Origin of the sequence: Tepidicella baoligensis (assembly GCF_013432195.1) — a bacterium.
GTDB lineage: Bacteria > Pseudomonadota > Gammaproteobacteria > Burkholderiales > Burkholderiaceae_C > Tepidicella > Tepidicella baoligensis.
The window spans coordinates 415,121-438,697 of the sequence record NZ_JACCDB010000001.1 but is presented as its reverse complement, the minus strand read 5'-3'; the positions used below and the strand labels follow the sequence as shown (position 1 = coordinate 438,697).

The 23,577-nt window shown below is 65.6% G+C and carries 26 protein-coding genes and 1 tRNA gene; 16 read left to right on the top strand and 11 right to left on the bottom strand.

All coding sequences use genetic code 11. The features are described from left to right. The first annotated feature begins 26 nt into the window (after window positions 1–26). Both HZS63_RS02040 and HZS63_RS02035 read left to right on the top strand, forming a co-directional pair. On the top strand, window positions 27–218 hold the full coding sequence (locus HZS63_RS02040) for a YgaP family membrane protein (RefSeq protein WP_180682348.1): 192 nt from the start codon (window positions 27–29) through the stop codon (window positions 216–218). A 31-nt stretch (window positions 219–249) separates the two neighbouring features. Then, window positions 250–1,419 carry a patatin-like phospholipase family protein gene (locus HZS63_RS02035; RefSeq protein WP_180682347.1) on the top strand — a complete coding sequence of 390 codons (1,170 nt, stop codon included), beginning with the start codon at window positions 250–252 and terminating at the stop codon, window positions 1,417–1,419. Here the strand turns inward: HZS63_RS02035 and HZS63_RS02030 are convergent. Beyond that, window positions 1,352–2,326: a LysR family transcriptional regulator gene (locus HZS63_RS02030; RefSeq protein WP_180682346.1), complete on the bottom strand. Its 975-nt coding sequence runs from the start codon at window positions 2,324–2,326 to the stop codon at window positions 1,352–1,354. The genes HZS63_RS02035 and HZS63_RS02030 overlap by 68 nt on opposite strands. 64 nt (window positions 2,327–2,390) lie before the next feature. On the opposite strand from HZS63_RS02030, the gene HZS63_RS02025 reads away from it, so the two are divergent. The 7 genes from HZS63_RS02025 to HZS63_RS14100 all read left to right on the top strand — a co-directional run bounded on the left by HZS63_RS02025 (window position 2,391) and on the right by HZS63_RS14100 (window position 7,545). After that, on the top strand, window positions 2,391–3,755 hold the full coding sequence (locus HZS63_RS02025; protein ID WP_180682345.1) for an acyclic terpene utilization AtuA family protein: 1,365 nt from the start codon (window positions 2,391–2,393) through the stop codon (window positions 3,753–3,755). Further along, complete coding sequence (locus HZS63_RS02020; protein ID WP_180682344.1) at window positions 3,742–4,107, top strand: AtuA-related protein; 366 nt, start codon at window positions 3,742–3,744, stop codon at window positions 4,105–4,107. Before HZS63_RS02025 ends, HZS63_RS02020 begins: the two co-directional genes overlap by 14 nt. Window positions 4,108–4,141: 34 nt before the next feature. Continuing rightward, a complete protein-coding gene (locus HZS63_RS02015; protein ID WP_180682343.1) occupies window positions 4,142–5,131 on the top strand; it encodes a Bug family tripartite tricarboxylate transporter substrate binding protein in 990 nt (329 codons plus the stop codon). Between the two features lie 178 nt (window positions 5,132–5,309). After that, window positions 5,310–5,651: a site-specific integrase gene (locus HZS63_RS02010; RefSeq protein ID WP_180682342.1), complete on the top strand. Its 342-nt coding sequence runs from the start codon at window positions 5,310–5,312 to the stop codon at window positions 5,649–5,651. A gap of 51 nt (window positions 5,652–5,702) precedes the next feature. Continuing rightward, on the top strand, window positions 5,703–6,314 hold the full coding sequence (locus HZS63_RS02005; protein WP_180682341.1) for a DUF6088 family protein: 612 nt from the start codon (window positions 5,703–5,705) through the stop codon (window positions 6,312–6,314). Continuing rightward, window positions 6,307–7,332, top strand: coding sequence for a nucleotidyl transferase AbiEii/AbiGii toxin family protein (locus tag HZS63_RS02000; protein WP_180682340.1), 1,026 nt, complete (start codon window positions 6,307–6,309; stop codon window positions 7,330–7,332). The genes HZS63_RS02005 and HZS63_RS02000 overlap by 8 nt, the downstream gene beginning before the upstream one ends. A gap of 90 nt (window positions 7,333–7,422) precedes the next feature. Beyond that, entirely contained in the window at window positions 7,423–7,545 is a 123-nt protein-coding gene (locus HZS63_RS14100) for a hypothetical protein (RefSeq protein ID WP_281364020.1), read from the top strand. Window positions 7,546–7,850: 305 nt separating this feature from the next. On the opposite strand, the gene HZS63_RS01995 is transcribed toward HZS63_RS14100, so the two are convergent. Beyond that, a tRNA-Asn gene (locus HZS63_RS01995) sits at window positions 7,851–7,926 on the bottom strand. 25 nt (window positions 7,927–7,951) lie between these two features. Here HZS63_RS01995 and HZS63_RS01990 point away from each other — a divergent pair. Further along, entirely contained in the window at window positions 7,952–9,526 is a 1,575-nt protein-coding gene (locus HZS63_RS01990; RefSeq protein WP_180682339.1) for a bifunctional aminoglycoside phosphotransferase/ATP-binding protein, read from the top strand. A 28-nt stretch (window positions 9,527–9,554) separates the two neighbouring features. On the opposite strand, the gene phhA is transcribed toward HZS63_RS01990, so the two are convergent. The 3 genes from phhA to hppD are packed head-to-tail and all read right to left on the bottom strand — an operon-like array spanning window position 9,555 to window position 11,887. After that, window positions 9,555–10,439: a phenylalanine 4-monooxygenase gene (phhA, locus tag HZS63_RS01985; RefSeq protein ID WP_180682338.1), complete on the bottom strand. Its 885-nt coding sequence runs from the start codon at window positions 10,437–10,439 to the stop codon at window positions 9,555–9,557. Window position 10,440: 1 nt separating this feature from the next. Then, window positions 10,441–10,740, bottom strand: a complete 300-nt coding sequence (locus HZS63_RS01980; RefSeq protein ID WP_133595405.1) for a 4a-hydroxytetrahydrobiopterin dehydratase — start codon at window positions 10,738–10,740, stop codon at window positions 10,441–10,443. A 46-nt stretch (window positions 10,741–10,786) separates the two neighbouring features. Beyond that, window positions 10,787–11,887 (bottom strand): 4-hydroxyphenylpyruvate dioxygenase, encoded by a 1,101-nt coding sequence (gene hppD / locus HZS63_RS01975; RefSeq protein WP_180682337.1) that lies wholly within the window; start codon window positions 11,885–11,887, stop codon window positions 10,787–10,789. A 130-nt stretch (window positions 11,888–12,017) separates the two neighbouring features. On the opposite strand from hppD, the gene HZS63_RS01970 reads away from it, so the two are divergent. After that, on the top strand, window positions 12,018–12,494 hold the full coding sequence (locus tag HZS63_RS01970) for an Lrp/AsnC family transcriptional regulator (RefSeq protein ID WP_425505904.1): 477 nt from the start codon (window positions 12,018–12,020) through the stop codon (window positions 12,492–12,494). Here HZS63_RS01970 and HZS63_RS01965 read toward each other — a convergent pair. Beyond that, window positions 12,491–13,399 carry a DMT family transporter gene (locus HZS63_RS01965; RefSeq protein ID WP_180682335.1) on the bottom strand — a complete coding sequence of 303 codons (909 nt, stop codon included), beginning with the start codon at window positions 13,397–13,399 and terminating at the stop codon, window positions 12,491–12,493. The two genes, HZS63_RS01970 and HZS63_RS01965, sit on opposite strands and share 4 nt — an antisense overlap. Window positions 13,400–13,533: 134 nt before the next feature. Between HZS63_RS01965 and aptA the strand changes: the two genes are divergently transcribed. After that, window positions 13,534–14,931: an omega-aminotransferase AptA gene (gene aptA, locus HZS63_RS01960; protein ID WP_425505903.1), complete on the top strand. Its 1,398-nt coding sequence runs from the start codon at window positions 13,534–13,536 to the stop codon at window positions 14,929–14,931. Window positions 14,932–14,949: 18 nt separating this feature from the next. Here aptA and HZS63_RS01955 read toward each other — a convergent pair whose 3' ends face one another. From HZS63_RS01955 to putA, 3 genes are read right to left on the bottom strand one after another with little or no spacing between them, the layout of a single operon-like run. Continuing rightward, entirely contained in the window at window positions 14,950–15,699 is a 750-nt protein-coding gene (locus HZS63_RS01955; protein ID WP_180682334.1) for an SDR family oxidoreductase, read from the bottom strand. Beyond that, window positions 15,696–16,340 (bottom strand): PAS domain-containing protein, encoded by a 645-nt coding sequence (locus HZS63_RS14095; protein ID WP_219339048.1) that lies wholly within the window; start codon window positions 16,338–16,340, stop codon window positions 15,696–15,698. Before HZS63_RS14095 ends, HZS63_RS01955 begins: the two co-directional genes overlap by 4 nt. 40 nt (window positions 16,341–16,380) lie before the next feature. Beyond that, entirely contained in the window at window positions 16,381–19,914 is a 3,534-nt protein-coding gene (gene putA, locus HZS63_RS01945; RefSeq protein ID WP_180682332.1) for a trifunctional transcriptional regulator/proline dehydrogenase/L-glutamate gamma-semialdehyde dehydrogenase, read from the bottom strand. Window positions 19,915–20,014: 100 nt separating this feature from the next. On the opposite strand from putA, the gene HZS63_RS01940 reads away from it, so the two are divergent. Further along, window positions 20,015–20,479, top strand: a complete 465-nt coding sequence (locus HZS63_RS01940; protein WP_180682331.1) for an Lrp/AsnC ligand binding domain-containing protein — start codon at window positions 20,015–20,017, stop codon at window positions 20,477–20,479. Window positions 20,480–20,491: 12 nt separating this feature from the next. On the opposite strand, the gene HZS63_RS01935 is transcribed toward HZS63_RS01940, so the two are convergent. After that, window positions 20,492–21,418 (bottom strand): delta(1)-pyrroline-2-carboxylate reductase family protein, encoded by a 927-nt coding sequence (locus tag HZS63_RS01935; RefSeq protein WP_180682330.1) that lies wholly within the window; start codon window positions 21,416–21,418, stop codon window positions 20,492–20,494. Between the two features lie 84 nt (window positions 21,419–21,502). Between HZS63_RS01935 and HZS63_RS01930 the strand changes: the two genes are divergently transcribed. From HZS63_RS01930 to HZS63_RS01920, 3 genes are read left to right on the top strand one after another with little or no spacing between them, the layout of a single operon-like run. Continuing rightward, window positions 21,503–21,805, top strand: a complete 303-nt coding sequence (locus HZS63_RS01930; RefSeq protein ID WP_180682329.1) for a hypothetical protein — start codon at window positions 21,503–21,505, stop codon at window positions 21,803–21,805. Further along, window positions 21,802–22,002 carry an ATPase, T2SS/T4P/T4SS family gene (locus HZS63_RS13935; RefSeq protein WP_180682328.1) on the top strand — a complete coding sequence of 67 codons (201 nt, stop codon included), beginning with the start codon at window positions 21,802–21,804 and terminating at the stop codon, window positions 22,000–22,002. The genes HZS63_RS01930 and HZS63_RS13935 overlap by 4 nt, the downstream gene beginning before the upstream one ends. An 18-nt stretch (window positions 22,003–22,020) precedes the next feature. After that, a complete protein-coding gene (locus HZS63_RS01920) occupies window positions 22,021–22,662 on the top strand; it encodes an MBL fold metallo-hydrolase (protein ID WP_180682327.1) in 642 nt (213 codons plus the stop codon). 12 nt (window positions 22,663–22,674) lie between these two features. On the opposite strand, the gene HZS63_RS01915 is transcribed toward HZS63_RS01920, so the two are convergent. Further along, the gene (locus HZS63_RS01915; RefSeq protein WP_180682326.1) at window positions 22,675–23,556 is read right to left on the bottom strand and encodes a M48 family metallopeptidase; all 882 of its coding nucleotides are present in this window, start codon (window positions 23,554–23,556) and stop codon (window positions 22,675–22,677) included. Window positions 23,557–23,577: the final 21 nt, after the last annotated feature.

Genomic DNA, 23,577 nt, shown 5'->3' with positions numbered 1-23,577 from the left:
GTGTGTCCTTCAACCAGGAGTGGCTTATGAAACCGAATGTGGGTGGATGGGATCGCGTGCTGCGTGCGGTGGTGGGCGTGTTGCTGATCGTGCTGGCGGCCACCGGGGTCATTGGGGTGTGGGGGTACATCGGCATCGTGCCGATCGTGACGGCGGCGCTGGGCTGGTGCCCGGCGTACCTGCCGTTCGGCATCAGCACCTGCAAGACCCGGGATTGAACCGGCGCCCGAGGCTGCCTATGATGGCCCCATGACGGAGACGGTGGGGCTGGTTCTGAGTGGTGGAGGTGCGCGGGCCGCGTACCAGGTGGGCGTGCTCGATGCCATCGCGCAACTGCGCCGGGAGCACGCCACCGACCGGGGCAACCCGTTCCCGGTGATTTGCGGTACCTCGGCCGGGGCGATCAACGCGGCCGCGCTGGCCTGCGGTGCCCATGCGTTCGACGAGACCCTGCGCCGCCTGGTGGCGGTGTGGGAGGGTTTTCACGTGCAGCAGGTGTACCGGGCCGAGTGGTTCGACATGCTGCGCTCCGGGGCGCGCTGGCTTTCCCTGCTGGGCTTGGGGTGGCTGTTCATGAGCGGGCGTTGGCGCCCGCGTTCCCTGCTGGACAACGAACCGCTGCGCCAGCTGCTCCTGGAGCAGTTGGAGTGGGAGCGGTTGCCCGCCAACCTGGCGCAAGGGTGGGTGCAGGCGCTGGCGGTGACGGCGTCGAACTACGCCAGCGGCGAGCATGTGACCTTCTACCAAAGCGGCCGCGAAGCCGAGCCTTGGGTGCGCAACCAGCGGCTGGCTTTGCGCGGCGAGATTTCGGTGGACCACCTGCTCGCAAGTGCGGCGATTCCGTTCGTCTTTCCCGCCGTGCCGTTGCAGGGGCCGCATGGCCTGGCCTATTTCGGCGACGGCTCCATGCGGCAGACGGCCCCGATTTCGCCTGCCATTCACCTGGGGGCGGACCGCATTCTGGTGATTGGCGCGGGCCGCATGGCCGAGCCGCCCCAGCCGCGGCAGGACCGCCCCGAATACCCTTCGCTGGCGCAGATCGCGGGGCATGCCCTGTCGAGCATTTTCCTGGACACGCTGGCGGCGGATGTGGAGCGGCTGCGGCGCATCAACCACACGTTGAGCTTGATGCCGCCGGAGCTGCAGGCCCGTACCCGGCTGCGGCCGATCGAGCTGTTGCTCATCGCCCCCTCGCAGCGGCTGGATGAGCTGGCCGCCCGGCACGCCGATGCCTTGCCCGCGACGGTGCGCCAACTGCTGCAGGTGCTCGGCCCCAAGGCGAAGCAGGGCCCCCGGCAGGACAGCGCGCTGTTGAGCTACCTGCTGTTCGAATCAGCCTACACGCGCGAGCTCACGGCACTGGGCCGCCAGGACGCCCTGGCCCAAAGGGACGAGGTGGTGCGGTTTTTTGGGTGGTAGGCCGACCGGGAATCGGCCCAGGTTTGTGCTGCATCAGCAGGTCAAGCATTCCCTGTGCAGCGGATGACAGGGCCCTGTCGGCACGGTGGATCAGGAACAAGCGGCGCTTGAGTCCGGCAGCCCGAATGGGACGGGTGCGCAAGTGAGCGTCGGCGAAGTGAAACAGTGTCAGCGACGGCACAATGGTCACGCCCAGGTTTTCCTTCACCATGGCGGCGACGGTGCTCAGCTGTTCGAGTTCAAGGAACGTTTGCAGGGTGTGTGGGTAAAGAGCCATGTCCACATATTGGCGCACGCTGCTGGAGCGCGCGAGGTGGATGTGGGGGTAGGGGGCAAGTTCGTTGAGCTTGACCGGCCCGCTGCCTTGTGCCAAGGGATGGTCCCGATGACACACGACGTGAAAAGCGTCGGTACACAAGGGCAGTGTTCGAAGCTCGGGGGCATCGCCTCGCGTTGCGGCAATGGCCAGATCGGCCTGCCCAGATCGGACGCGGGTGATGCAAACGTCGGAAAGGACATCGGCTAGATCCAGTTCGATGCCGGGATAACGGCGGTGGAACTGGGCGAGCAGGGGTGGCAACCACCCTGCTGCCAGGGAGGGCAGCACGGCCAAGGCCACGCGCCCACGTTTGCGGGCCACGTGGTCACGAACATCGGCCACGGCAGATTCGGTATCTTTGAGCAGGCGTAGGGCCGCATGCAGGAAGGTTTCACCTTCTACGGTCAGCTCCACCTGCCGCGTGGTGCGGTCGAACAGGCGTCCGCCCACATGCTCTTCAAGTCCCTTGATCAAGGCCGAGAACGCGGATTGCGACAGGTGGCACAGGGCGGCCGCCCGGGTGAAGTTGCGTTGCTGGGCCAGGACCACGAAGGCGCGCAGCTCCCGTGTTGAAAGATTGATCGACATGATAGATCAATATATCTGAAATTCAGGCTTCACAGATAAGTGATGAGCCTCTAGAGTCGAGTGCATGTCTGGCACACCCTCTTTGTTCATTGGTTCAGGCGCGGGATTTTCTGGCGATCGTGTGGACGCAGCCCTTCCGGTGGTCGAGGAGCTGGTCCGGTTGGGGGGCACTTCGGTGCTCATTTTCGAAACCCTGGCCGAACGCACGTTGGCGCTTGCCCAGCTGGCGCGGCGCCAAGACCCCAGTGGCGGGTACGAGCCCCTGCTCGATGAACTGCTACGCCCCGTCTTGCGTCCCTGTCTGGCGCATGGCATACGCATTGTGGGCAACTTTGGCGCAGCCCATCCTGTGGGGGCTGCGCGTCGTATCCTGCAACTGGCCCGGGAACTCGGGTTGCGCAGGCCCCGGGTGGCGGTGGTAGAAGGGGATGACGTGAGCGGGCCGCAGTGGGCAGGCGCTCTGCAGCAAGCCAGCGCAGGCGCCCTGAACGATCGGCAACTGGTAAGCGCCAACGCCTACATCGGCGCGGCGTCGATAGCCGATGCGTTGAAGGCCGGGGCGGACATCGTGGTGGCGGGCCGCGTGGCCGATCCGGCGCTGGTGCTGGGACCGGCATGGGCCCACTTCGGCTGGCGGTGCGACGACTGGGATCGTCTCGCTGGCGCCACCATGGCTGGGCATCTGCTGGAGTGCGGCGCCCAGGTGAGCGGTGGTTACTATGCCGATCCCGGTGTCAAGGAGGTGCCCGACTTGGCCCGATTGGGTTACCCGGTGGCACAGTTGTTCGACGACGGCAGTTGCATCATTGGCAAGCCGATGGGCAGCGGCGGGGTGATCGACCGGCACACCGTGACGGAGCAGTTGCTGTATGAGGTACACGACCCGAGTGCCTACCTCACGCCCGACGTGGTGGCCGATATCACCCAGGTGGAACTGGAGGAACTGGGTCCGGACCGAGTGCGGGTGCGCGGCGTGCGCGGTCACCCCAGACCCGAGACCCTGAAGGTCAATTTGTGCTTTGCCTCGGGATGGCTGGCCGAGGCCGAAATCTCGTACGCCGGTGTGCGGGCCGAAGAGCGGGCCCGGCTGGCAGCCAACGTGGTGCGGCAGCGGATGGGGGCGGGGGTGCGGCTGCGCGCCGACCTGATCGGGGTGTGCAGTGTGCTTGCCGACGATGAAGGTGTGCTCATGGCGGCGACCGAAGCGCAGCACGCCACCGATGTGCGTTTGCGCCTGGCCTTGCGTGACGACAACCCTGCTCTCGCGCAGAGGCTCTTGCGCGAAGTGACCGCGCTGTATACCTGTGGACCGGCCGGCGGAGGTGGGGTTCGCACCCGCCTGAGCCCGACCCTGGGTATGGTCTCTTGCTATCTACCCCGAGAATTGATTACGACCCGTCACGTCTGGATGGAGGATGAGAGTGTCTGAAGTCATGGTGGAGCTTTGGCGGTTGGCCCATGGGCGCACGGGCGACAAGGGCAACCGCTCCAACATCAGCGTGATTGCGTGGGATCAGGCGTTCTACCCGCTGATTGCCGAACAGCTTACGGCCGATCGGGTGCAAGCCCATTTTGCTTTTCGACGCCCCCGGGCCGTGGTGCGCTATGACCTGCCACGACTGGGCGCATTCAATTTCGTGTTGGACGATGTGCTCGATGGTGGGGTGAATGATTCCCTCAACCTGGACAGCCATGGCAAGGCGCTGTCGTTTCACCTGTTGATGGTGTCAATGGTTGTGCCCCGCCATTTGATACCCCTCTTGCGTGGCCCTGTCACGTAATCTTCGTTTTTTCAACCGCAAGGAGACACCAGCCATGAAATTCCCGACACCTCCCCGACTGCACCGCCGCCACGCCCTGCTGGGTGCCGTGGCCTTGATGATGGCCCCGCTGGCCTGGGCGCAGTCGGCGACGTTCCCTACGAAGCCCATCACGTTTGTGGTGCCGTTTGCCGCTGGCAGCGCGACAGACACGCTGGCCCGTGCCCTGGCTCAATCGGTGACGGAGCAAACCGGTCAGCCGGTGGTGATCGACAACAAGGCCGGGGCCAGTGGGATGATCGCCGCCCAGCAGGTGGCGCGCGCCCCGGCGGATGGCTACACCGTCATCATCGCGACCAACACCACGCACGCGGCGAACGAGCACCTGTTCAAGCGTATTGCCTACGATCCCGTGAAGGACTTCGCGCCCATCACCGGTCTGGGCAAGGGGGGCATGGTGATGGTGGTGAAATCGGACTCACCTTATCAGACCGTGGCAGACGTGCTCGCGGCAGCCCGTCAAGCACCGGGCAAGTTGTCGTTTGCCAGTGGAAGCGCGTCGAGCCGTGTGGCTGGTGAACTGTTCCAGCAGATGGCCAACCTGAAGTTGTTGCACGTGCCGTACCGCAGCAACCCGATGGGGGTGAGCGATTTGCTCGGTGGTCAGGTCACGATGATGTTCACCGATACCTCCACGGGGGTGCCGCAGGTGACGGCGGGTAACCTCCGCGCCCTGGGTGTCACCACTGCCGTGCGCATGACGGCCCTGCCGAGTGTGCCCACCATCGCAGAAGCCGGTGTCCCGGGTTACGAAATGGAATACTGGTTTGCAGCCTATGCGCCTGGCGGTACACCGGCACCTGTGGTGCAGCGCCTGAACGGCCTGTTGCACAACGCCCTGAAGAGCCCGGGTGTGCAGCAATTCTTCACCGCGACCAGTGGGGAGCCGTTCCCCACCACGCCGGAAGGCCTGGCCAAGTTTCAGGCCGAGGAAGCCGCCAAGTGGGGTCGGGTGGTCAAAGCCGCCGGTATCGAACCTGAATAAGGGGCGGCGCAGCCTGAGGATCGCGAGTCCGTGATGTTGTGGGGCCCTCTAAAGGCAAAAGAACCCAGGCGCGCGCACTTGGTGCCTTTGGAAGGGCCTGCCAAAGGCTTGATCAAGATTGCGGGGCATACGGCAAGAGCACGACACCCCCTACCTGTTCACGACCAGCGGGCGCAAGGTGCTGTCCATCAAACTCGAAATGTTGACGCGCGGTGTCATCAAAAGGGACTTCGACGTGCGAGACATTCGACGCACCTTTGAAACCTACTTGACCAGCAAAAAGGTTGACGACAAGGTCAGGGCGCACCTGTTCAGCCACGGGATTGGCGGCGTCCAGGACGAGCACTACAACCTTTACGAATACTTCGTAGAAAGGCAAGAAGCGCGCCACGCGCATGCTTACGTGCATGAAGCCATAGACAAAGCGCGCCGCGAACTGGGCCATCGACTGTCGCAGACCATCGCACTGAAAGTCAATGGGCCCTGCAAGGGATTGGTGGGGCTGGGTACTGAGGACTGAGTTGCTAATTGTCAGATATTTTGATAAATTTTCTGACATCAGCGAGCCACCATGAGCATCACCCAATCCATTCGCGAGCGCCTCGCACAGCTGCCTGCCGGGCAGCCGTTCACGCCCGCCTTATTGGCGGGCATGGGGCCGCGTGCGTCGATCGACCAGGCGCTGTCGCGTCTGACCAAGGCGGGGGTGCTGGAGCGGATCGGTCGTGGCCTTTATATGGTGCCTCAGCGCAACCGCTTTGGTTTGGTCAGCATGCCTGCGCCCGAAGCCGTGGCTCAGGCCGTGGCGGCAGCGGAGGGCGCGTCCATCGAAGTGCATGGAGCGGAAGCGGCGCGTCGCTTCGGCCTGAGCACGCAAGTACCGGCCCAGCCGGTGTTCTGCACCACGGGTTCGTCGCACAACGTGCGTCTGGGCAAGTTGCAAGTGCGGCTGCAGCATGTGGCAGCACGCAAACTGGTGCTGGCTGGACGGCCTGCTGGCCAGGCCCTGTCGGCACTGTGGTACCTCGGGCGCGGACAAGTCACGCCAGACACCTTTGCCCACATGGCTCGCAAGTTGCCCAAGGCGGAGTTCGAGGCCTTGCGGCAGGCAAAATCGGCCATGCCGGGCTGGATGGTTGATGCGTTGCTCCGTTACGAGGAAGGGGTGACCGTTCATGGCTGAGCGTCACCAAGAACACTACTTTGGCCTCGACGTTCGGGATCAGGCAGAGCTGCTGCAGAGCCTGGCGACAGTCATGGGGCGGCGAGCCGAGATCCTGGAAAAGGACATCTGGCTGTGCTTGGTGCTGGACGCCTTGTTCCGCTTGCCTTGCTGCAAACCCATGGCCTTCAAGGGGGGGACATCCCTGTCCAAGGTGTACCGGGCCATCGAGCGGTTTTCGGAAGACATTGACGTGACGGTGGACTACCGCAGCCTGCTGCCCGATGTGCCTGCACTGGAAACATTGACCAGCAACAGCCAGCGCAGCCGTTTGTCCGAAGCGCTGAAGGCGGCCTTGACGACGCATCTGGTCGAAGAGTTGGTGCCTGCGTTGCGTGCGCAACTGTCCAGAGCATTGCCCGATCAGACTGTGAAGCTGGAGATGGGAGCTGATGGCGAGCAGCTTTGGGTGTACTACCCCAGCGCCGTCGAAAACGCCGACAGCTATCTGAAGCCCAGCATCTTGATCGAGTTTGGGGGGCGGAACTCTACGCTGCCGCAAAACACGGTATCTGTCGTGCCAGACATTGCCGAGCATGTGCCAGCCTTGGGGCTGCCTGTGGCCGAGGTCAACGTCTTGTCGGCGGTGCGCACGTTCTGGGAAAAGGCTACCCTGATGCATGTCGAATGCCACCGGCCAGCCTTGAGGCCGAGTGCGCAGAGGCTGTCACGGCATTGGTACGACTTGGCCAAGTTGGCGGACCACGAGGTGGGACGCACAGCCTTGGAGGATGCGAGCCTGTTGGCCGATGTGTTGCGCATCAAGGAAACGTTTTACCGAAGCAGTTTCAGCCATTACGAGCGTTGTCTTCAGGGCGGTCTGCGGCTGGTGCCGGACAGCACCCTGCTGGAGGCCTTGCGCCGTGACTACCAAGCCATGCTGTCAGCCCAGATGTTCTATGGAGATGCCTTTGCGTTTGACTCGATCGTCGAGAAGCTGAGCATCCTTGAAGGGCAGATTCAGCAGCGGTTTGCCTGATGTGGGCTCGTTCAAAACCTCGCAATGACCGAGGTGGCGTAGCCACTTCAGCACGCGCAAATCCTGCCGCCGGGAAGGCGCCGTTGAGCGATGAGCGGTTTCAATCATTGCGGACGCCTTCCACCGCAGAAGACCAAAGACGCCTTGCTGGGCGCCGACCGCAACCTGCGCCTGGCCAACGACAAGGCCCAGGACGTGACATCAAGAAGCTGACCAAAGGCAACCCCACCATGTCTGCCAAGTTTGCGGAGTTGAAGGCATCGCCCCCCCGAGGACTCCTGACCCCGAGCAGTTCCGCTGAATCATCCAGCGGCCAGACACAGGCTCGGGATGGCCTGCGTGTGAGCTGGGTGTTTGATTCACGCCACAGTGCACAAGACCCCGGGTTCGCCGCGCGCGGACCCTCGTCTTGAGAGAAAGTGGTATTACAAAAGGCTTGAAGTGGTGGCACAAGCGCTTTTGTAGAACACCCGGAAAAGCAAAAAGCCCACAAAAGTGGACTCAGTGCTTGATTTATTTGGCTCCCCGACCTGGGCTCGAACCAGGGACCTACGGATTAACAGTCCGGCGCTCTACCGACTGAGCTATCGGGGAATAAGCTGCTATTCTAGCATGGAACATGAACCGCACTGAAGCTGCTGCCACCGGCCCCGCGGGTGAGGAGCCGCCGGCCCCTCACCGGGTGATCGAGACCCACATCTCGCGCGTGTTGCTGGCCGGGCCGTGGGCCTACAAGGTGAAGAAGCCGCTGAAGCTTTCATTCCTGGATTTTTCCACGGTGCAGCGGCGGCGGCATTTCTGCGAGGAGGAGTGGCGCATCAACCGGCGCACGGCGCCCGAACTCTATGTGGATGTGTTGCCCTTGAGTGTGCCGTGGCACGTCTTTGAGGCGGACCCGGAGGCGGCGCTGGCGCAAAGCCGAGCCGACCGGGCACTGGACTGGGTGGTGCGCATGCGCCGTTTCGACGCCGGGGCCCTGCTGGCCGAGCGCTGGGCGCGGGGAGAGCTGACGCCGGGGCTGATCGACCGCCTGGCCGCGCATGTGGCGGCTTTTCACGGAGCGCTGCCACCTGTGCCTGCCGACGCGCCACCTGCCAAGCCTACCCCGCTGTGGGTGCGAGACAGCCTAAACGCCATACGCCAGCACCCTGGGCGCCCGGCAGCGGTGAGCACCGACAGGGTGGATGCCGTTGGCGAGCGACTGCTGGGCGAATTTTCGGGCTTGCAGGACTGGATGGCGGCGCGGCATGCCCAAGGGTGGGTGCGCGAGTGCCATGGCGACTTGCACCTGGGCAATTTGATCGAATGGCAAGGGCGGGTCATGGCGTTCGACGCCATCGAGTTCGATGCGGACCTGCGCCGCATCGACGTGATCAACGATGCCGCTTTCACCTTCATGGACCTGTTCGCGCACGACGAGCCGGCGTTGGCCTGGCGTTTCGTGAGTGGCTACCTGGACGGTACCGGGGACCATGACGGGTTGCGGGGCCTGCGGCCTTACGCCGCCTACCGCGCGCTGGTGCGGGCCCATGTGGCCTTGCTGGGCAGTGGTGGGGCCGAGGCGTTCGGGCGCTACTGGCGCTGCCTGGAGACCCTGGTGGAGCCGCCGCCGGCACCCGGCCTGTGGCTGATGATGGGTGTGAGCGGATCGGGCAAGTCCACCGTGGCGGGCCTGTTGCGCGACGCGTTGGCCGCGCACGGGCGGCCGGTGGTGCGGGTGCGTTCCGACGTGGAGCGCAAGCGCCTGCTGGGGGTGGCACCGACGGCCCGCCCCACGCCGGCGCAGGCGGCCCATTGGTACAGCGCGGACCTGACGCGGCAGACCTACGATCGGCTGATGGCGGCAGCACAGTCCGCTTGGGCGGCGGGTTGCTCGGTGGTGCTGGACGCCGCCAGCCTGCGCCGGGCGGAGCGGCTGCAGATGCGGACGCTGGCGGCCACGGCCGGGGTGCCGTTTCATTTGTGGGTTTGCCATGCGCCGCAAGCCCTCATGGCCGAGCGGCTGGTCGAGCGGGAGCGGCACGGGAGCGACCCTTCGGATGCGGGCCTGGCGGTGATGGAGCGGCAGCGCGCCTGGATGGAACCCGTGACTGCCGACGAGAAGGCCGAAGCACGGTTGCTTCACAACGAGGGCGATCTGGCGGCCCTGGACGCCCAGGTGCAGGCGCTGCTGCGGCAGGACCTGGGGGGCTGAGCGTGTGAGGCGACCGTCAGGCCGTCCGTCAGGCGCGCTGGCGGGCGCGGTGGTAACTGCCGTCACCGCGGTGCAGCACCGCGTCGGTGGGGAGCACGTCGCCCGGCTCCAGTGGGGGCAGTTGAGCGGTGCGCTCGTAGAGCGGGGCAAAGTCCACCTTGGCCAGTTCCAGCAAATCGTCCAGCGAGCGCAAGACGAAATAGGTTTCCTGGAAATCGTCGATGCGGTAACGGGTGCGCATGACGCGCTCCAGCTCGAAGCGGATGCGGTTGGGTGAGGGTGAGTCCAGGCAGAACAGGCTTTCGCTGTAGGACGAGGCGATGCCTCCGCCGTACAGACGCAGGGCGCTGGCTTCTTCCACCAGACCGAATTCGACCGTGTACCAGTACACCCGGGCCAGTTGTTCCAGGTGCCCCAGCCGTTGGGCGCGCAGGCCGCCTTCGCCGTAGGCCTGGATGAAGTCGGCCATGACCGGGTGCATGAGCATGGGCACGTGGCCGAACACGTCGTGGAACACGTCGGGCTCTTCCAGGTAGTCCAGCTGGTCGGCGCGGCGGATGAACTGTCCGGCCGGGAAGCGCCGGTTGGCCAGGTGCTCGAAGAACACGTCGTCGGGCACCAGGCCGGGGACGGCCACCACTTGCCAGCCGGTGTGTTTCATGAGCACGTCGCTGAGGCGGCGGAAGTCCGGGATCTGGTCGTGCGCGATGGGCAGGGCTTTCATGCCGGCCTCGAACGCCTGGCACACCCGGCCCGGGAGCATGCGCATCTGCCGCTCGTACAGGGTGCGCCAGATGGCGTGCTCTTCGGCGCTGTAGCGCTCCCAGCCCTGGGGAATGGTCCAGTCGGGGCTGTCGGGGCGGCCCGCTTCGCCAGCGGCCAGGCCATGCTTGGTGGGGGCGTCGGCGATCATGTCAGTTCCCGGCTTCACCCGCGATGCCATCGACCCACTGCGCGAAGTCGATGTCGCGCTCGGTCAGGCCGCCGGCGTCGTGGGTGGTGAAGGTGATATCGACCCGGTTGTAGACGTTGAACCATTCCGGATGGTGGTTGCGCACCTCGGCGGCCATGGCCACGCGGGTCATGAAGGCGAAGGCTTCGTTGAAGTCTTGGAAGACGAAGCGGCGTTCGATGGACAGGGTGTCGGCGTCGAAGTGCCAGCGCGGCACTTTGGCCAGTTGCGCCTTCAGGGCGGGACCTTCGAGTTTGTTCATGGCGTGCAGTAGGCAGCGGGCCGTTGCCGGCCCGTGGAGGGAGGGGTCAGGCGCTGACGGGTTCGACCTTCAGCGCCCCACGGCGGATCTGGTCGCGCTCCAGGCTTTCGAACAGGGCCTTGAAGTTGCCTTCGCCGAAGCCCTCATCGTTCTTGCGCTGGATGAACTCGAAGAACACGGGGCCCAGCACCGGCTGGCTGAAGATCTGCAGCAGCAGGCGCTTGTCGCCGTTGGCGGTGGAGCCGTCGAGCAGGATGCCGCGGGCCTGCAGTTCCTTGACCGGCTCGCCGTGGCCGGGCAGGCGCTCTTCGAGCATCTCGTAGTAGATGTCGTTGGGGGCGGTCATGAGCGGAATGCCGGCCATTTGCAGCGCGTCCACGCTGGCGATGATGTCGTCGGTCAGCAGGGCGATGTGTTGGATGCCTTCGCCGTTGAACTGCATCAGGAATTCCTCGATCTGCCCGGTGCCTTTGCCGCTTTCTTCGTTCAGCGGGATGCGGATCATGCCGTCGGGCGCGGTCATGGCGCGGCTGGTCAGGCCGGTGTATTCGCCTTTGATGTCGAAGTAGCGGATTTCGCGGAAGTTGAAGATCCGCTCATAGAACGCGCCCCAGTAGGCCATGCGGCCACGGTAGACGTTGTGGGTGAGGTGGTCGATGACCTTGAAACCATGGCCCACGGGGTTGCGGCTGGCGGGGTCTTCGAACTCGGGGAGGAATTCGAAGTCGATGTCGTAGATGCTCTTGCCGTCTTCGAAGCGGTCGATCAGGTACAGCGGCGCGCCACCGATGCCTTTGATGGCGGGCAGGCGCAGCTCCATGGGGCCGGTGGCGATTTCGATGGGCTGGGCGCCGAGTTCCAGCGCGCGGGCATAGGCCTTGTGCGAGTCCCGAACGCGGAAGGCCAGGCCGCAGGCGCTGGGGCCGTGTTCGGCTGCGAAGTAAGCGGCTTCGCTCTTGGGTTCGCGGTTGACGATGAAGTTGATGCCGCCCTGGCGGTAGAGCACCACGTCTTTGGAGCGGTGCTTGGCCACCAGGGTGAAGCCCATTTTCTCGAACAGGGGTTCGAGCACGTTGGGGGTGGGGGAGGCGAATTCGACGAACTCGAACCCGCACAGGCCCATGGGGTTGTCAAAGAGGTCGGCCATGGTTGCAGCTCCTACAAATCAAATTGAAGCCGAAACTTTATGCGACTGTCAATGCAATGGGTTTGCATAATTGGCGTGGGTTTGCCATGATTGTCAAAATCTTTAAGCTATTTTTTGGGGCAAATACGAGATGATGTTGCGTGAGTTTGATTTGGATCAGACAGACCGGCGCATTCTGGCCCACTTGCAGGCCCATGGCCGGGTGAGCAATCTGGAGCTGGCCCAGGCCGTGCACCTGTCGCCGGCACAGTGCAACCGGCGCCACCGGCGCCTGGAAGAACGGGGCTATGTGAAGCGTTATGAAGCGCGGCTCGATGCCAGCAAGGTGGGGTTTGGGGTGCTGGCCATCGTTCACGTGACGATGGAGCGCGGCCACATTCGCGAGGTGGTGAAGTTTCGCGACGTGATCAGCAGCCTTGCGCAGGTGCAGGAGTGCTACGCCGTGACCGGCGACTTCGATTACGTGCTCAAGGTGGTGGCGCGGGACCTGAAGGCGCTGTCCGACTTTTTGCTTGGCACGCTGGCGCAGCTGCCCGGCGTGAACGGGGTGCGTTCCAGCGTGTGCCTGGACGAGGTGAAGTGCACCAGCGCCCTGCCGCTGGACTAACGTTTGCGCAATCCCAGCCACATGACCGCAGCGACCACCAGCAGGCCACCGACCACCTGAACCGCTGCCACCGTCTGGCCCAGGATGGCCCAGGCCAGGACGAGGGCAAAGATCGGTTCGATGTTCATGATCGCCGAATTGCCGACCACGCCCAACCGTGGCAGTACGGTGAACATGATGGTGAAGGCGGTGCCGTACAGAAAGGTCAGGCCCAGGAGGCCGCCCCATCCGGCCGGGGCCGTGGGTATGTGCAGGCCGCCTTGCGTGGCCGTACCGGCGAAAGCCAATACGCCGACGATGGCCATGGTGGTGAAGGTGCGGACCCGGCCGTCCAGGGTGCCGGCTTCATGCTGGGTCAGCACCAGGGCCAGGCCGAAGGTGGCGGCTGCCGCCATGGCAAACGCAACGCCCGAGCCGATGGCTCGCCAATGCCCGCCGGCACCCAGGCCTGAGGCTGCACCTAGCACATCCAGTGCCAGCGCCAGGCCGAGCATGATCACCGGCATCGCGCGCAGGACGGCCGGTTCCGGGCGCTCGCGGTACAGCAGCCGCGCCCAAAGCGCCGTCCAAAGGGGATAGGTGTTGAACGTGAGCAGCGCCAGCGCCACCGGCAGGCGTGCAACGGAAGCGTACAGGCACAGGCTCTGGACGGCGACCAGCGCCCCGATGAGGGGCAGCGTTTTGCGGTGCCGAGCCGTCAGACGCAGGGGGACCCGATAGACCAGCAGCAGCACGCCGACAACCACGGCCGTGACCCCGCTGCGGAAAGTGACGGCGGTGGCCACGTCCACCCCGTGGTCGAAGGCGATGCGGGCCGCCACGTGGTTGGCCCCCATCATGAAGGCGATCAGCAGCAGCGTGGCGAAGGCGGCGGTCGACAAGCGGGTCGATGAACGGGTGGTCATGCCCGCATTGTCACACTATACGAGGGGCAGTGGTGGTGCCTCTCTGGTGGTGCCTGTCAGGGCTTGGTGAATGGACTTGTGGTGTGGCCCGGCCGTGGCTACCATGAAGTTTTCTCAAATGCCACCCTACAGCCATGGACCTGACCGACAGCCAGCACCTCAGCAACACGTTCCGGACCTCGGCGGAGATGCCGCCCAGAACCGATGCCGCCTGGCTGGACGCGCACTGGATGCCTTACACCGGCAACCGGCAGTACAAGGCCGATCCACGCCTGATCAGCGGGGCGCGGGGAGCTTACTACACCACCTCGGATGGGCGGCAGCTGTTCGACGGTCTGTCGGGGCTGTGGTGTACCGGACTGGGCCACTGCCGCAGCGAGATCGCTCAGGCGGTGGCGCGCCAGGTGGCCACGCTGGACTACTCGCCGGCTTTCCAGTTCGGGCATCCGCTGTCGTTCGAGCTGGCCAACCGCATCGTCGAGCGCATGCCCAAGGGGCTGACCCACGTCTTCTTCACGGGGTCGGGCTCTGAGTCGGCGGACACCTCGCTGAAGATGGCGCGCGCCTACTGGCGGGCCAAAGGCCAGGCCAGCAAGACGCGCCTGATCGGTCGCATCAAGGGCTACCACGGCGTGAACTTCGGCGGCATTTCGGTGGGCGGCATCGTGGCCAACCGCAAGCTGTACGGCCAGGGGGTGGAGGCCGATCACCTGCCGCACACACAGCCGCCGAACGGGTCTTTTTTCCGGGGCATGCCGCCCGCCGAGCCTGCCGGGGCTTACCCCGGCGCGGCACTGGCCGACGAGTTGCTGAACCTGATCAACCTGCACGATGCGTCCAACATCGCGGCGGTGATCGTCGAGCCGTTCTCGGGCTCGGCGGGGGTGGTGGTTCCGCCGCAGGGTTATTTGCAGCGGTTGCGGGAGATTTGTACGCAGAACGACATCCTCCTCATTTTTGACGAGGTGATTTCCGGTTTTGGCCGCAGTGGGGCCTGGACCGGGGCCGAGGCCTTCGGCGTGACGCCCGACATCCTCAACTTCGCCAAGCAGGTGACCAACGGTGTGCAGCCGCTGGGCGGCGTGGTGGCCACGCGCGAGATATACGACACCTTCATGGCGGCCGGTGGTCCACACTACATGCTGGAATTCCCGCACGGCTACACCTATTCAGCCCACCCCGTGGCGTGTGCGGCCGGCATCGCCACGCTGGACTTGATGACACGCGAGCATTCGATCGAGAGGGTGCGTGAGTTGGCGCCCCATTTCGAGCAGGCGGTGCACGGCCTCAAAGGCGCGAAGCACGTGGGCGATATCCGCAACTTCGGCTTGGCGGCCGGCATCACGTTGTTGCCGGTGCCGGGCGAGCCGGCCAAGCGGCCATTCGAGGTCGCCATGGCCATGTACAAGAAGGGCTTTTACGTGCGCTATGGGGGCGACACCATCCAGCTCGCGCCGCCCTTCATCAGCACCGAGACCGAGATCGACCGGCTGGTCAGCGCGCTGGGCGACACGCTGCAGGAAACCGCCTGACAGGCGTGACCGGTCTGATCAGCCCCGGCCCACGAAGGGCATCTTGGTGGCCATGACGGTGGTGAACAGCACGTTGGCCGACAGCGGCAGACGCGCCATGGTCATGAAGGTCTGCACCACCGCGTCCATGTCCATGCGGGCTTCGGGGCGCACGCTGCCGTCGGCCTGCAGGATGCCGTCGGCCATTTTTTCGGTCATGTCGCTGGCCACGTTGCCGATGTCGATCTGCCCAACGGCGATGTCGAAAGCCCGGCCGTCGAGCGCGGCGGCTTTGGTCAGGCCGGTGATGGCGTGCTTGGTGGCGGTGTAGCCGATGCTGCCCGGGCGCGGGGTATGCGCCGAGATTGACCCGTTGTTGATGATACGACCCCCCTGGGGGGACTGTTCACGCATCAGCCGGAATGCGTGCGACAGGCAGTAGAACGCCCCGTTGAGGTTCACGTCCACGCTGCGCCGCCAGTCCTCGAGCGCCATCTCGTCCGGGGTTCTGGTGGGGGTGAAAATGCCCGCATTGTTGAACAGCAGGTCCAGCCGCCCGCAGCGCTCGCGGATGGCGGCAAACACATGCGCCACTTCGGTTTCGTTGCTCACATCGGCAGGCGCGATGTGGGCCATGCCTTTGAGGCCTTCACCCGACCGGGCGGTGGCCCGCAGGGCGTCCTCGCGGCGGCCCACCAGAAACACCTGCCAGCCTTCGGCCAGCAGGGCCAGCGCACAGGCTTTGCCGATCCCGCTGCCCGCGCCCGTCACCATCGCGACCGGATTCATTTTTGACCTCCACGTTCACGGGCCGTTAGTTTCTGGATACGGGCCGCGGCACTGGCGGTGGTGTCCGACAGCTCTTTCACCGCAGACGCCACCACCGAAAACCCCCGGCCTGCTTCACCGGCCCGCGCGGCTTCGATGGACGCGTTGATGGAAAGCAGGCGCAGCATCTTCAGGGTGTCGAGGATTTTCATGGTTTCGTCAACCACGGCCTTCATTTTTTCCTGATGTTCCTGAGCCAGTTGGGCGTTGCGGTCTTCCAGGGACTTCCGCTCCGAGATGTCCTGCACCAGCCCTTCGAGGTACAGCAACTCGCCACGGTCGTCATACACCCCGCCGCCTTGTTCGTTGACCCAGATCACTTTCCCGTTTTTGGCCACCAGTCGATAGTCCAGCGACCAGTTCTGGCGCTGCTCAACGCACTGGCCAATCAGGTCGTCCACCCGCTGCGTATCGTCTGGGTGGATGAGCGATACAAAAGTGATTTGGGCATTGTTCAACACCGCGCTGGCTGGGTGGCCGACCAGTTTCTCGAAATTCCCTTCCAGCACCAGCATGGTGTAATTCGTGTCGGCGGCGCAACGGTACATGAAGCCGTTGTACCGTTGGCTGATCGAGATGATGGCAGCCGTTCTGCTGTCCATGGCAGTGAGCGATTCCATGCAGCTATGGTAACCGCCCTGTTCAGCCAGCCAGCATCATCAGGCTGGCATTGCCACCAGCGGCAGCCGTGTTGATGCTGAGGCTGCGCTCGGTCCAGACGGCTTCGGCCGGTAGCGGTTGCGATGGGTCGTCTTGCACAAAGACATTCACGATCGGGCCGGGTCTTTGCGCCAGTTGTACCAGCAAGGCGGCCAGGTCCGGCTGGGAGCCGCCGAACACGACGGCGTCCATCGGCTGGCGCAGGGCGTCTTCGCTCAGGGGGGCGCCAGCACGCACGGTTCGGCGGGGGTGCAGCTTGTAGAGGTTGCGCTCGCCCGTGGGGCCGGGCAGGGTGATTTCCGCGCTGGGCACCTCGGGCTGCGAGGCACCGATGAAGCGCAGTGCTTCGGTCAACGCATCGGCCGGGCGCTGGGCCAGCAGCCGGTACAGGTACAGCGGCCCGCCGGCTTTGGGGCCGGTGCCCGAGAGGCCTTCGCCGCCAAAGGGCTGCACGCCCACCACGGCCCCGACCATGTTGCGGTTCACGTACTGGTTGCCGGCGCGAACGGCGCGGGTGATCTGGGTGATGGTTTCGTCGATGCGCGAGTGCACGCCCAGGGTCAGGCCGTAGCCAGTGGCGTTGATCTGCTCGATGATCTGGGGCAGGTCGCGGCGGGCGTAGCGCAGCACATGCAGCACCGGGCCGAATACCTCGCGTTGCAGCTCGCCCAGATGAGGAATTTCGATCAGCGTGGGAAGCACGAAATGGCCGTGGACGGTTTCATCGCCTTCGACCCGGGCGGCCTGGTACACGGTGTGGCCGCGCTGGCGCATGTGGTCGATGTGGGCTTCGATGCCGGCGCGGGCCTCGGCGTCGATCACGGGGCCGATGTCCACCGCGAGCCGCGTCGGCGGGCCCAGCCGCTGTTCGGTCATGGCGCCTTGGAGCAGGGTGAGCACCCGGTCATAGACGTCGTCCTGTATGCACAGCACGCGCAGCGCGGAGCAGCGCTGGCCCGCGCTGTCGAAGGCCGAGGCGATGGCGTCTTGCACCACCTGTTCGGGCAACGCCGAGGCGTCCACGATCATGGCGTTCTGGCCGCCGGTTTCGGCGATGAGCGGGATCGGGTGCCCGCGTGGCGACAGGCGCTGCGCGAGCGTGCGCTGGATGAGCCGTGCCACTTCGGTGGAGCCGGTGAACAGCACGCCCTGTACCCGGGCATCGGCCACGAGCGCGGCGCCCACGGTGTCGCCAGGGCCGGGCAGCAGTTGCAGCGCGGCCGGCGGAATACCGGCCTGCCACAGCAGCCGCACCGCTTCGGTGGCGATGAGCGGCGTTTGCTCGGCCGGTTTGGCCAGCACCGTGTTGCCGGCGGCCAGCGCGGCGGCCACCTGCCCGGTGAAGATGGCGAGCGGGAAATTCCAGGGGCTGATGCACACCACCGGCCCCAGCGGCTGGTGGGTGTGGTTGTCGAACGAAAATCGCACCTGGGCGGCATAGAAGCGCAGGAAGTCGATGGCTTCGCGCACCTCGGCCACGGCGTTGGCGGCGGTCTTGCCGGCCTCGCGCATCAGCAGGCCGAGCAGGCGCGGCATCGACGCTTGCAGCGCGTCGGCCGCGCGGTCGAGTGCGGCGGCGCGTTCTTCCACCGGCGTGGTGGCCCAGTGTGGTGCAAAGGCGGTGGCGGCGGCCAGGGCGTGCTCGCACTGGGCGGGCGAGGTGTCCAGCGCTGCACCGACCGGGTCGCGCTGGTCGGCCGGGTTGAGCCGTGTGGTGGGTGTGTGGTCGATCGAGCGGGGGGGCTCATGCGCCAACATCGGTGTGGCGCGCCAAGGTGTCTGCGCCGTGTGTTCCCATGTGCTCAGCAGCGAGGCCAGCACCTGTTCGTTGGCCAAGTCGATGCCGGCCGAGTTCACCCGGACAGACCCGTACAGCCGGCTCGGCAAGGGAATGGCCGGGTGTGGCAGGCCCAGACGGCCTTCCTGCCGGGCCCATTGTTCGACCCGCGCCACCGGATCCTGCACGAGTTCGGCGATGGGCGTGCGGGGGTCGGCGATCTGGTGCACGAAGGAGGTGTTGGCCCCGTTTTCCAGCAAGCGCCGCACCAGGTAGGCGAGCAGGGTGTCGTGGGTGCCGACGGGGGCGTAGATGCGGCAGGGCCGTCCGAGGCCGCTTGAACCCACCACCTGTTCGTACAAGGCCTCGCCCATGCCGTGCAGGCACTGGAATTCGTACTGGCCGCTGTGGTAGCGGGCCGGGTCGGCCATCTGCACGATGGCGGCCACGGTGTGGGCGTTGTGGGTGGCGAACTGGGGGTAGATCGCATCGGGCGCGGCCAGCAAGCGGCGTGCACAGGCGAGGTAGGCGACATCGGTGTAGGCTTTGCGGGTGTAGACGGGGTAGTCTTCGAGCCCGTCGAGCTGGGCGCGCTTGATCTCGCTGTCCCAGTAGGCGCCTTTGACGAGCCGCACCATCAGCCGGTGCCCACTGCGCCGGGCCAGGTCGATGAGGTGGTCGATCACGGCGGGGCAGCGTTTCTGGTAAGCCTGCACCACGAAGCCGATGCCGTCGAAGCCGGCCAGATCGGGCTCCTGGCACAGGCGTTCGAGCAGGTCCAGCGAGAGTTCGAGCCGATCGGCTTCCTCGGCGTCGATGTTCAGGCCGATCCGGTAATGTTGGGCCAGCCGCACCAGCGCCAGCAGCACCGGGTAGAGCTCGTCCATCACGCGCCGGTACTGGGCTCGGCTGTAGCGGGGGTGCAGGGCCGAGAGCTTGATGGAGATGCCCGGCCCTTCGATCACGCCGCGGCCTTGCGCGGCCTGACCGATGGCGTGGATGGCGCTTTCGTAAGCACGCCGGTAGCGGTCGGCATCGTCGGCCGTGAGGGCCGCTTCACCCAGCATGTCGTAAGAGTGGCGAAAGCCTTGCGTTTCCCGGTGGCGGGCGCGATCCAGGGCCTGGGCAATGGTTTCGCCCATGACGAACTGTTCGCCCATGAGCCGCATGGCCATGTCCACCCCTTTGCGGACCAGGGGTTCCCCACCTTTGCGCAGCAGCCCGCCCAGCACCCGTTGCAGACCTTGTTCGCTGTGGGTGGCCACCAGCTTGCCCGTGAGCAACAGGCCCCAGGTGGCGGCGTTGACGAACAGCGAACGGCTCTGGCCCAGGTGCGTGGCCCACTGCCCCTGCCCGACCTTGTCGCGGATGAGGGCGTCGCGGGTGGCGGCGTCGGGGATGCGCAGCAGCGCTTCGGCCAGGCACATCAGGGCCACGCCTTCCTGTGAAGACAGGGCGTATTCCTGCAGCAGACCCTGCACCAGCCCCTGCCGCCCGGTGGCAGGCGGGTGATCCCGCAAGGCCTGGGCGAGTTGCCGCGCCAGGGACTGCGTGGCCTGTTGCTGTGCCGGGGTCAGCCGTGCGCTTTCCAGCAAGGCGGGCAGCAGAGCCGGCTCCGGCAGGCGCCAGGCCGAGGTGATGGCTGCGCGCAACGGACTGCGCTTCAGTGGGCCATCGACCCCATGGGCAAAGGGGTTGGCGTTGGGTGGCAAGGCCTGGGAGGGAAAGCAAGCATTCATGACGAGCAACGGCACATGGTGGATGATGTGCGTATGTTCAACCCAATTGAGTCGAATGAATCACCAATATTCGGCGTTTTTATGGTGAATAATTCGGCTCATGGACGAGCTTGACCGGATCGATCTGCGCATCCTGGACGTGCTGCAACGCGACGGGCGCATCAGCAATCTCAAGCTGGCCGAAGCCGTGGCCCTGTCGCCCACGGCGGTGCTGGCGCGCGTGCAACGTCTGACCCGGGAGGGCTACATCCTGGGGTACGAGGCACGGCTCAACCCCATGAAGCTGGGGGCCGGCATGCTGGTGTTCGTGGAGGTGTTGCTGGACCGCACCACCCCCAACGTGTTCGACGCCTTCAAGGCCGCCGTGCAGGTGCGCCCGGAAATTCTGGAGTGCCACATGGTGGCCGGCGGGTTCGACTACCTGCTCAAGACACGCGCGGCCGACATGAACGCCTACCGCCGCTTTGCCGGCGACGTGCTCTGGCAGCTACCGGGCGTGCGGGAAACCCGCACCTATGCGGTGATGGAAGAGGTGAAGGACAGCGCCCGACTCCACCTCATCTGAGAAACGGCGGGTTCAGCCCACCACGCAGCGCGCCGCAGCCAGGTCCCAGCCGGCCCAGCCGCAGCTTTTGAAGAACACCGGGCCCTGGCGTGACTGGATGCGCTGCCAGGTGGGGGTATCGAGCACCACGTCGGCGAGCGTGGGCAGCACCGCCACGTCGATGCCGGCCTGCAGCAGGTCGCCCGCTTCGTGGTCGGCGTCGCGGGTGTCCACCACCAGTGTGCCGCGTTCGGCGAGTTGCTGGCACACGTCGGGAGCCCACTCCACCATGCTTGGGGTAAAGGCACCCACGGCGGTCACAAAGGCATCGTCGCGCGGCAGGGCACGCAGCGCCACGGCCTGGGCCGAGGTGCAGCTCACCACGAGCGGGCAGTGGGGCAGGGCGGCATCGGCATCGTCCACCCGGCGGGCCTGCAGGCCGCGTGTCCGGGCGTGGGCCACGAGGGTGTCGGCACTGCTGGCACTGCGCGAGGCCACCCACACCTCCTGGACGCCCAGCCCGTCGGCAAAGGCGTCCAGGTGGGCGCGGCCCTGGACCCCGGCGCCCACGATGAGCAGCGGGCCGTCGGTATGGGGGGCCAGCTTCTGCGCGGCCAGCAGCGACACCGCTGCCGTGCGCCGCGCGGTGACGGTGGGGCCATCGACGATGCAGCGCCGCTGGCCGGTGGTGGTGTCGAACACCACGATGTCGCCCTGGATGGTGGGGAGCTGGCGCTGGGCGTTGTCGGCCACGAAGGTGATGAGTTTGGTGATGGTCACCGTGGGGCTCACGGCGGGCATGACGAACAGGCTGCCGCCACCGGGCAAGGGCTGGATCAGCCGTGGCGGAACGTGGACGCCCGGGTCGCGCAGCACAGCCTCGATGGCCCGGGCCAGGGCGGGGTAGGGCAGTGCTTCGGCGGTGCGGGCGGGGCTGAGCAAGGCAGGGGAGTCGGTCATGCAACGGGGCGGAGGCCTGTGCCGCCGCAAGGGTCGTGGGTCAGGGCACAATGGTAATACCCCCTGTCGTTGGAACGCATCCGCATGACCGAGTCCACCTTGTCCCGTCTGGCCGCGCCGGGCACGCTGCCGCCAGCCATCGCACGGGTCTGTGAAAAGCCCGTCAGCGCGGCCGTGAGCCGTCGGGCCAAATCGGACAACCAGGCGACGTGCGATAGGGTGCTGGATCTGCAGTCCGCCACCGACGTGAGCAACGAGCCCGAAGCCGATGTCGTCAACGAATCCGACAACACGCTGGTGTGGTTCATCAACAGCCTCTTCGAGCAGGCGATCGCGCAGAAGGCGTCCGACTCCACATCGAAACCGAGCCCGCGCCCAAGCCCGTGAAAATCCGCTTCCGGCTTGACGGTGAGCTGGTGCGCTACCTGGAGGTGGAGTCGCGCTTGCGCTACGGGCTGGTGGCGCGCATCAAAATCATGGCGGGCATGGATGTTTCCAAACACCGCAAACCGCAAGACGGCATTGAAAAGGTCGTGCAGGGGCTGACGGACATCAGCGAGGTGATTGCAGCGACGAATCTGTGACGTTTCTACAATCGACCCATGCTTCAATACCTCACCATCCCCGTCACGCCTTTCCAGCAGAACTGTTCGCTCGTCTGGTGCGACGAGACGAAGGACGCCGCCGTCATCGACCCCGGGGGGGACCTGGAGGTGGTGCTGGCCGAAGCCCAGAGGCTGGGCCTGAAGCTGTCGCAGATCCTGCTCACCCATGCGCACATCGACCACGCGGGCGGCACCGCCACCCTGGCCGAACGGCTGCAACTGCCCATCGTGGGCCCGCACCGTGGCGACCAGTTCTGGATCGACGGCTTGCCGCAACAGAGCGTGATGTTCGGCTTTCCGCCCGCCGGGCACTTCACGCCCACGCGCTGGCTGGCCGACGGCGACACGGTACAGGTGGGCCGCAGCACGTTAAATGTGCGCCACTGCCCGGGGCACACGCCCGGCCATGTGGTGTTCCATTCGCCCGAGGCCAAACGCGCCTTCGTGGGGGATGTGCTCTTTGCCGGCAGCATTGGCCGCACCGATTTCCCGCAGGGCGATCACGAGCAGCTGATTCGCAGCATCCGCGAGCGTTTGTGGCCCATGGGGGACGACACGGTGTTTATTCCCGGCCACGGGCCGGAAAGCACCTTCGGGCGGGAGCGTCGCAGCAACCCCTTCGTGCGCGACGGCCTCTGACCCTGTAGGGGGTCAGCCCCTGCGTCGGGCCTGCTCGTACAGGCCCATCACCTTGGGTACGTTGGCCTGCAATTCGCGAATGCGGTTGGGGCCGCTGGGGTGGGTGGACAGGAAGCTCAACCCGCTGCCGCCGCCTTGGGCGGTCATTTTTTCCCAGAGCGTGACGCTGGCCTGCGGGTGGAAGCCCCCGCGCGCGGCCAGCTCCAGCCCCACCAGGTCGGCGTCGGTTTCATCGTCCCGGCTGTATTTGAGGCTCAACAGCTGCGTGCCCAGGTTGGCCGCCATGTTGCCCAGATCGCCCAAACCCAGCAACTGGGCTCCGAACGACAGGCCTATGCTGGTGGCCTGCGTTTTGGCCAGTTGAGCCCGGGCGTGTTCGCGCAACGCATGCGCCATTTCGTGGCCCATGATCATGGCCACCTCGTCGTCGTTGAGCTCAAGCTTGTCGAGAATACCGGTGTAAAAAGCAATCTTGCCGCCTGGCATGCAGAAAGCGTTGATCTGGGAGCTGCCGATCAGGTTGACTTCCCATTGCCAATCGCGTGCCCGGGGGTTCCAGGGTGGGGCGAGTGGGATCAGGACGCGGGCAATCCGGCGCAATCGAACCACCTGGGGATGGTCGTCGGGAGCCAGGGCGCCCTGTCGGCGGGCCTGCTCCATCATCTGGCGGTACTGTTGGGAGGCGGCGCCTTCCAGTTGCTGCGCCGGGACCAGGCGCCGCATGCCGGACGGGCTGCCGACCTGCACCTGGGCTTCGGCCTCGGCGGGCAACAGCGTGCTGGCCGCAGCCGCTCCAGAGGCCAGCAGAAAACCCCGCCGCGACGACCATCGATGCGTCGAGGCTGGAGTCGAGGAATCGTTGAGGGCGGATTTCGCGTCACAAAGCCAGCACATACCGGAATCATAGGCACAATC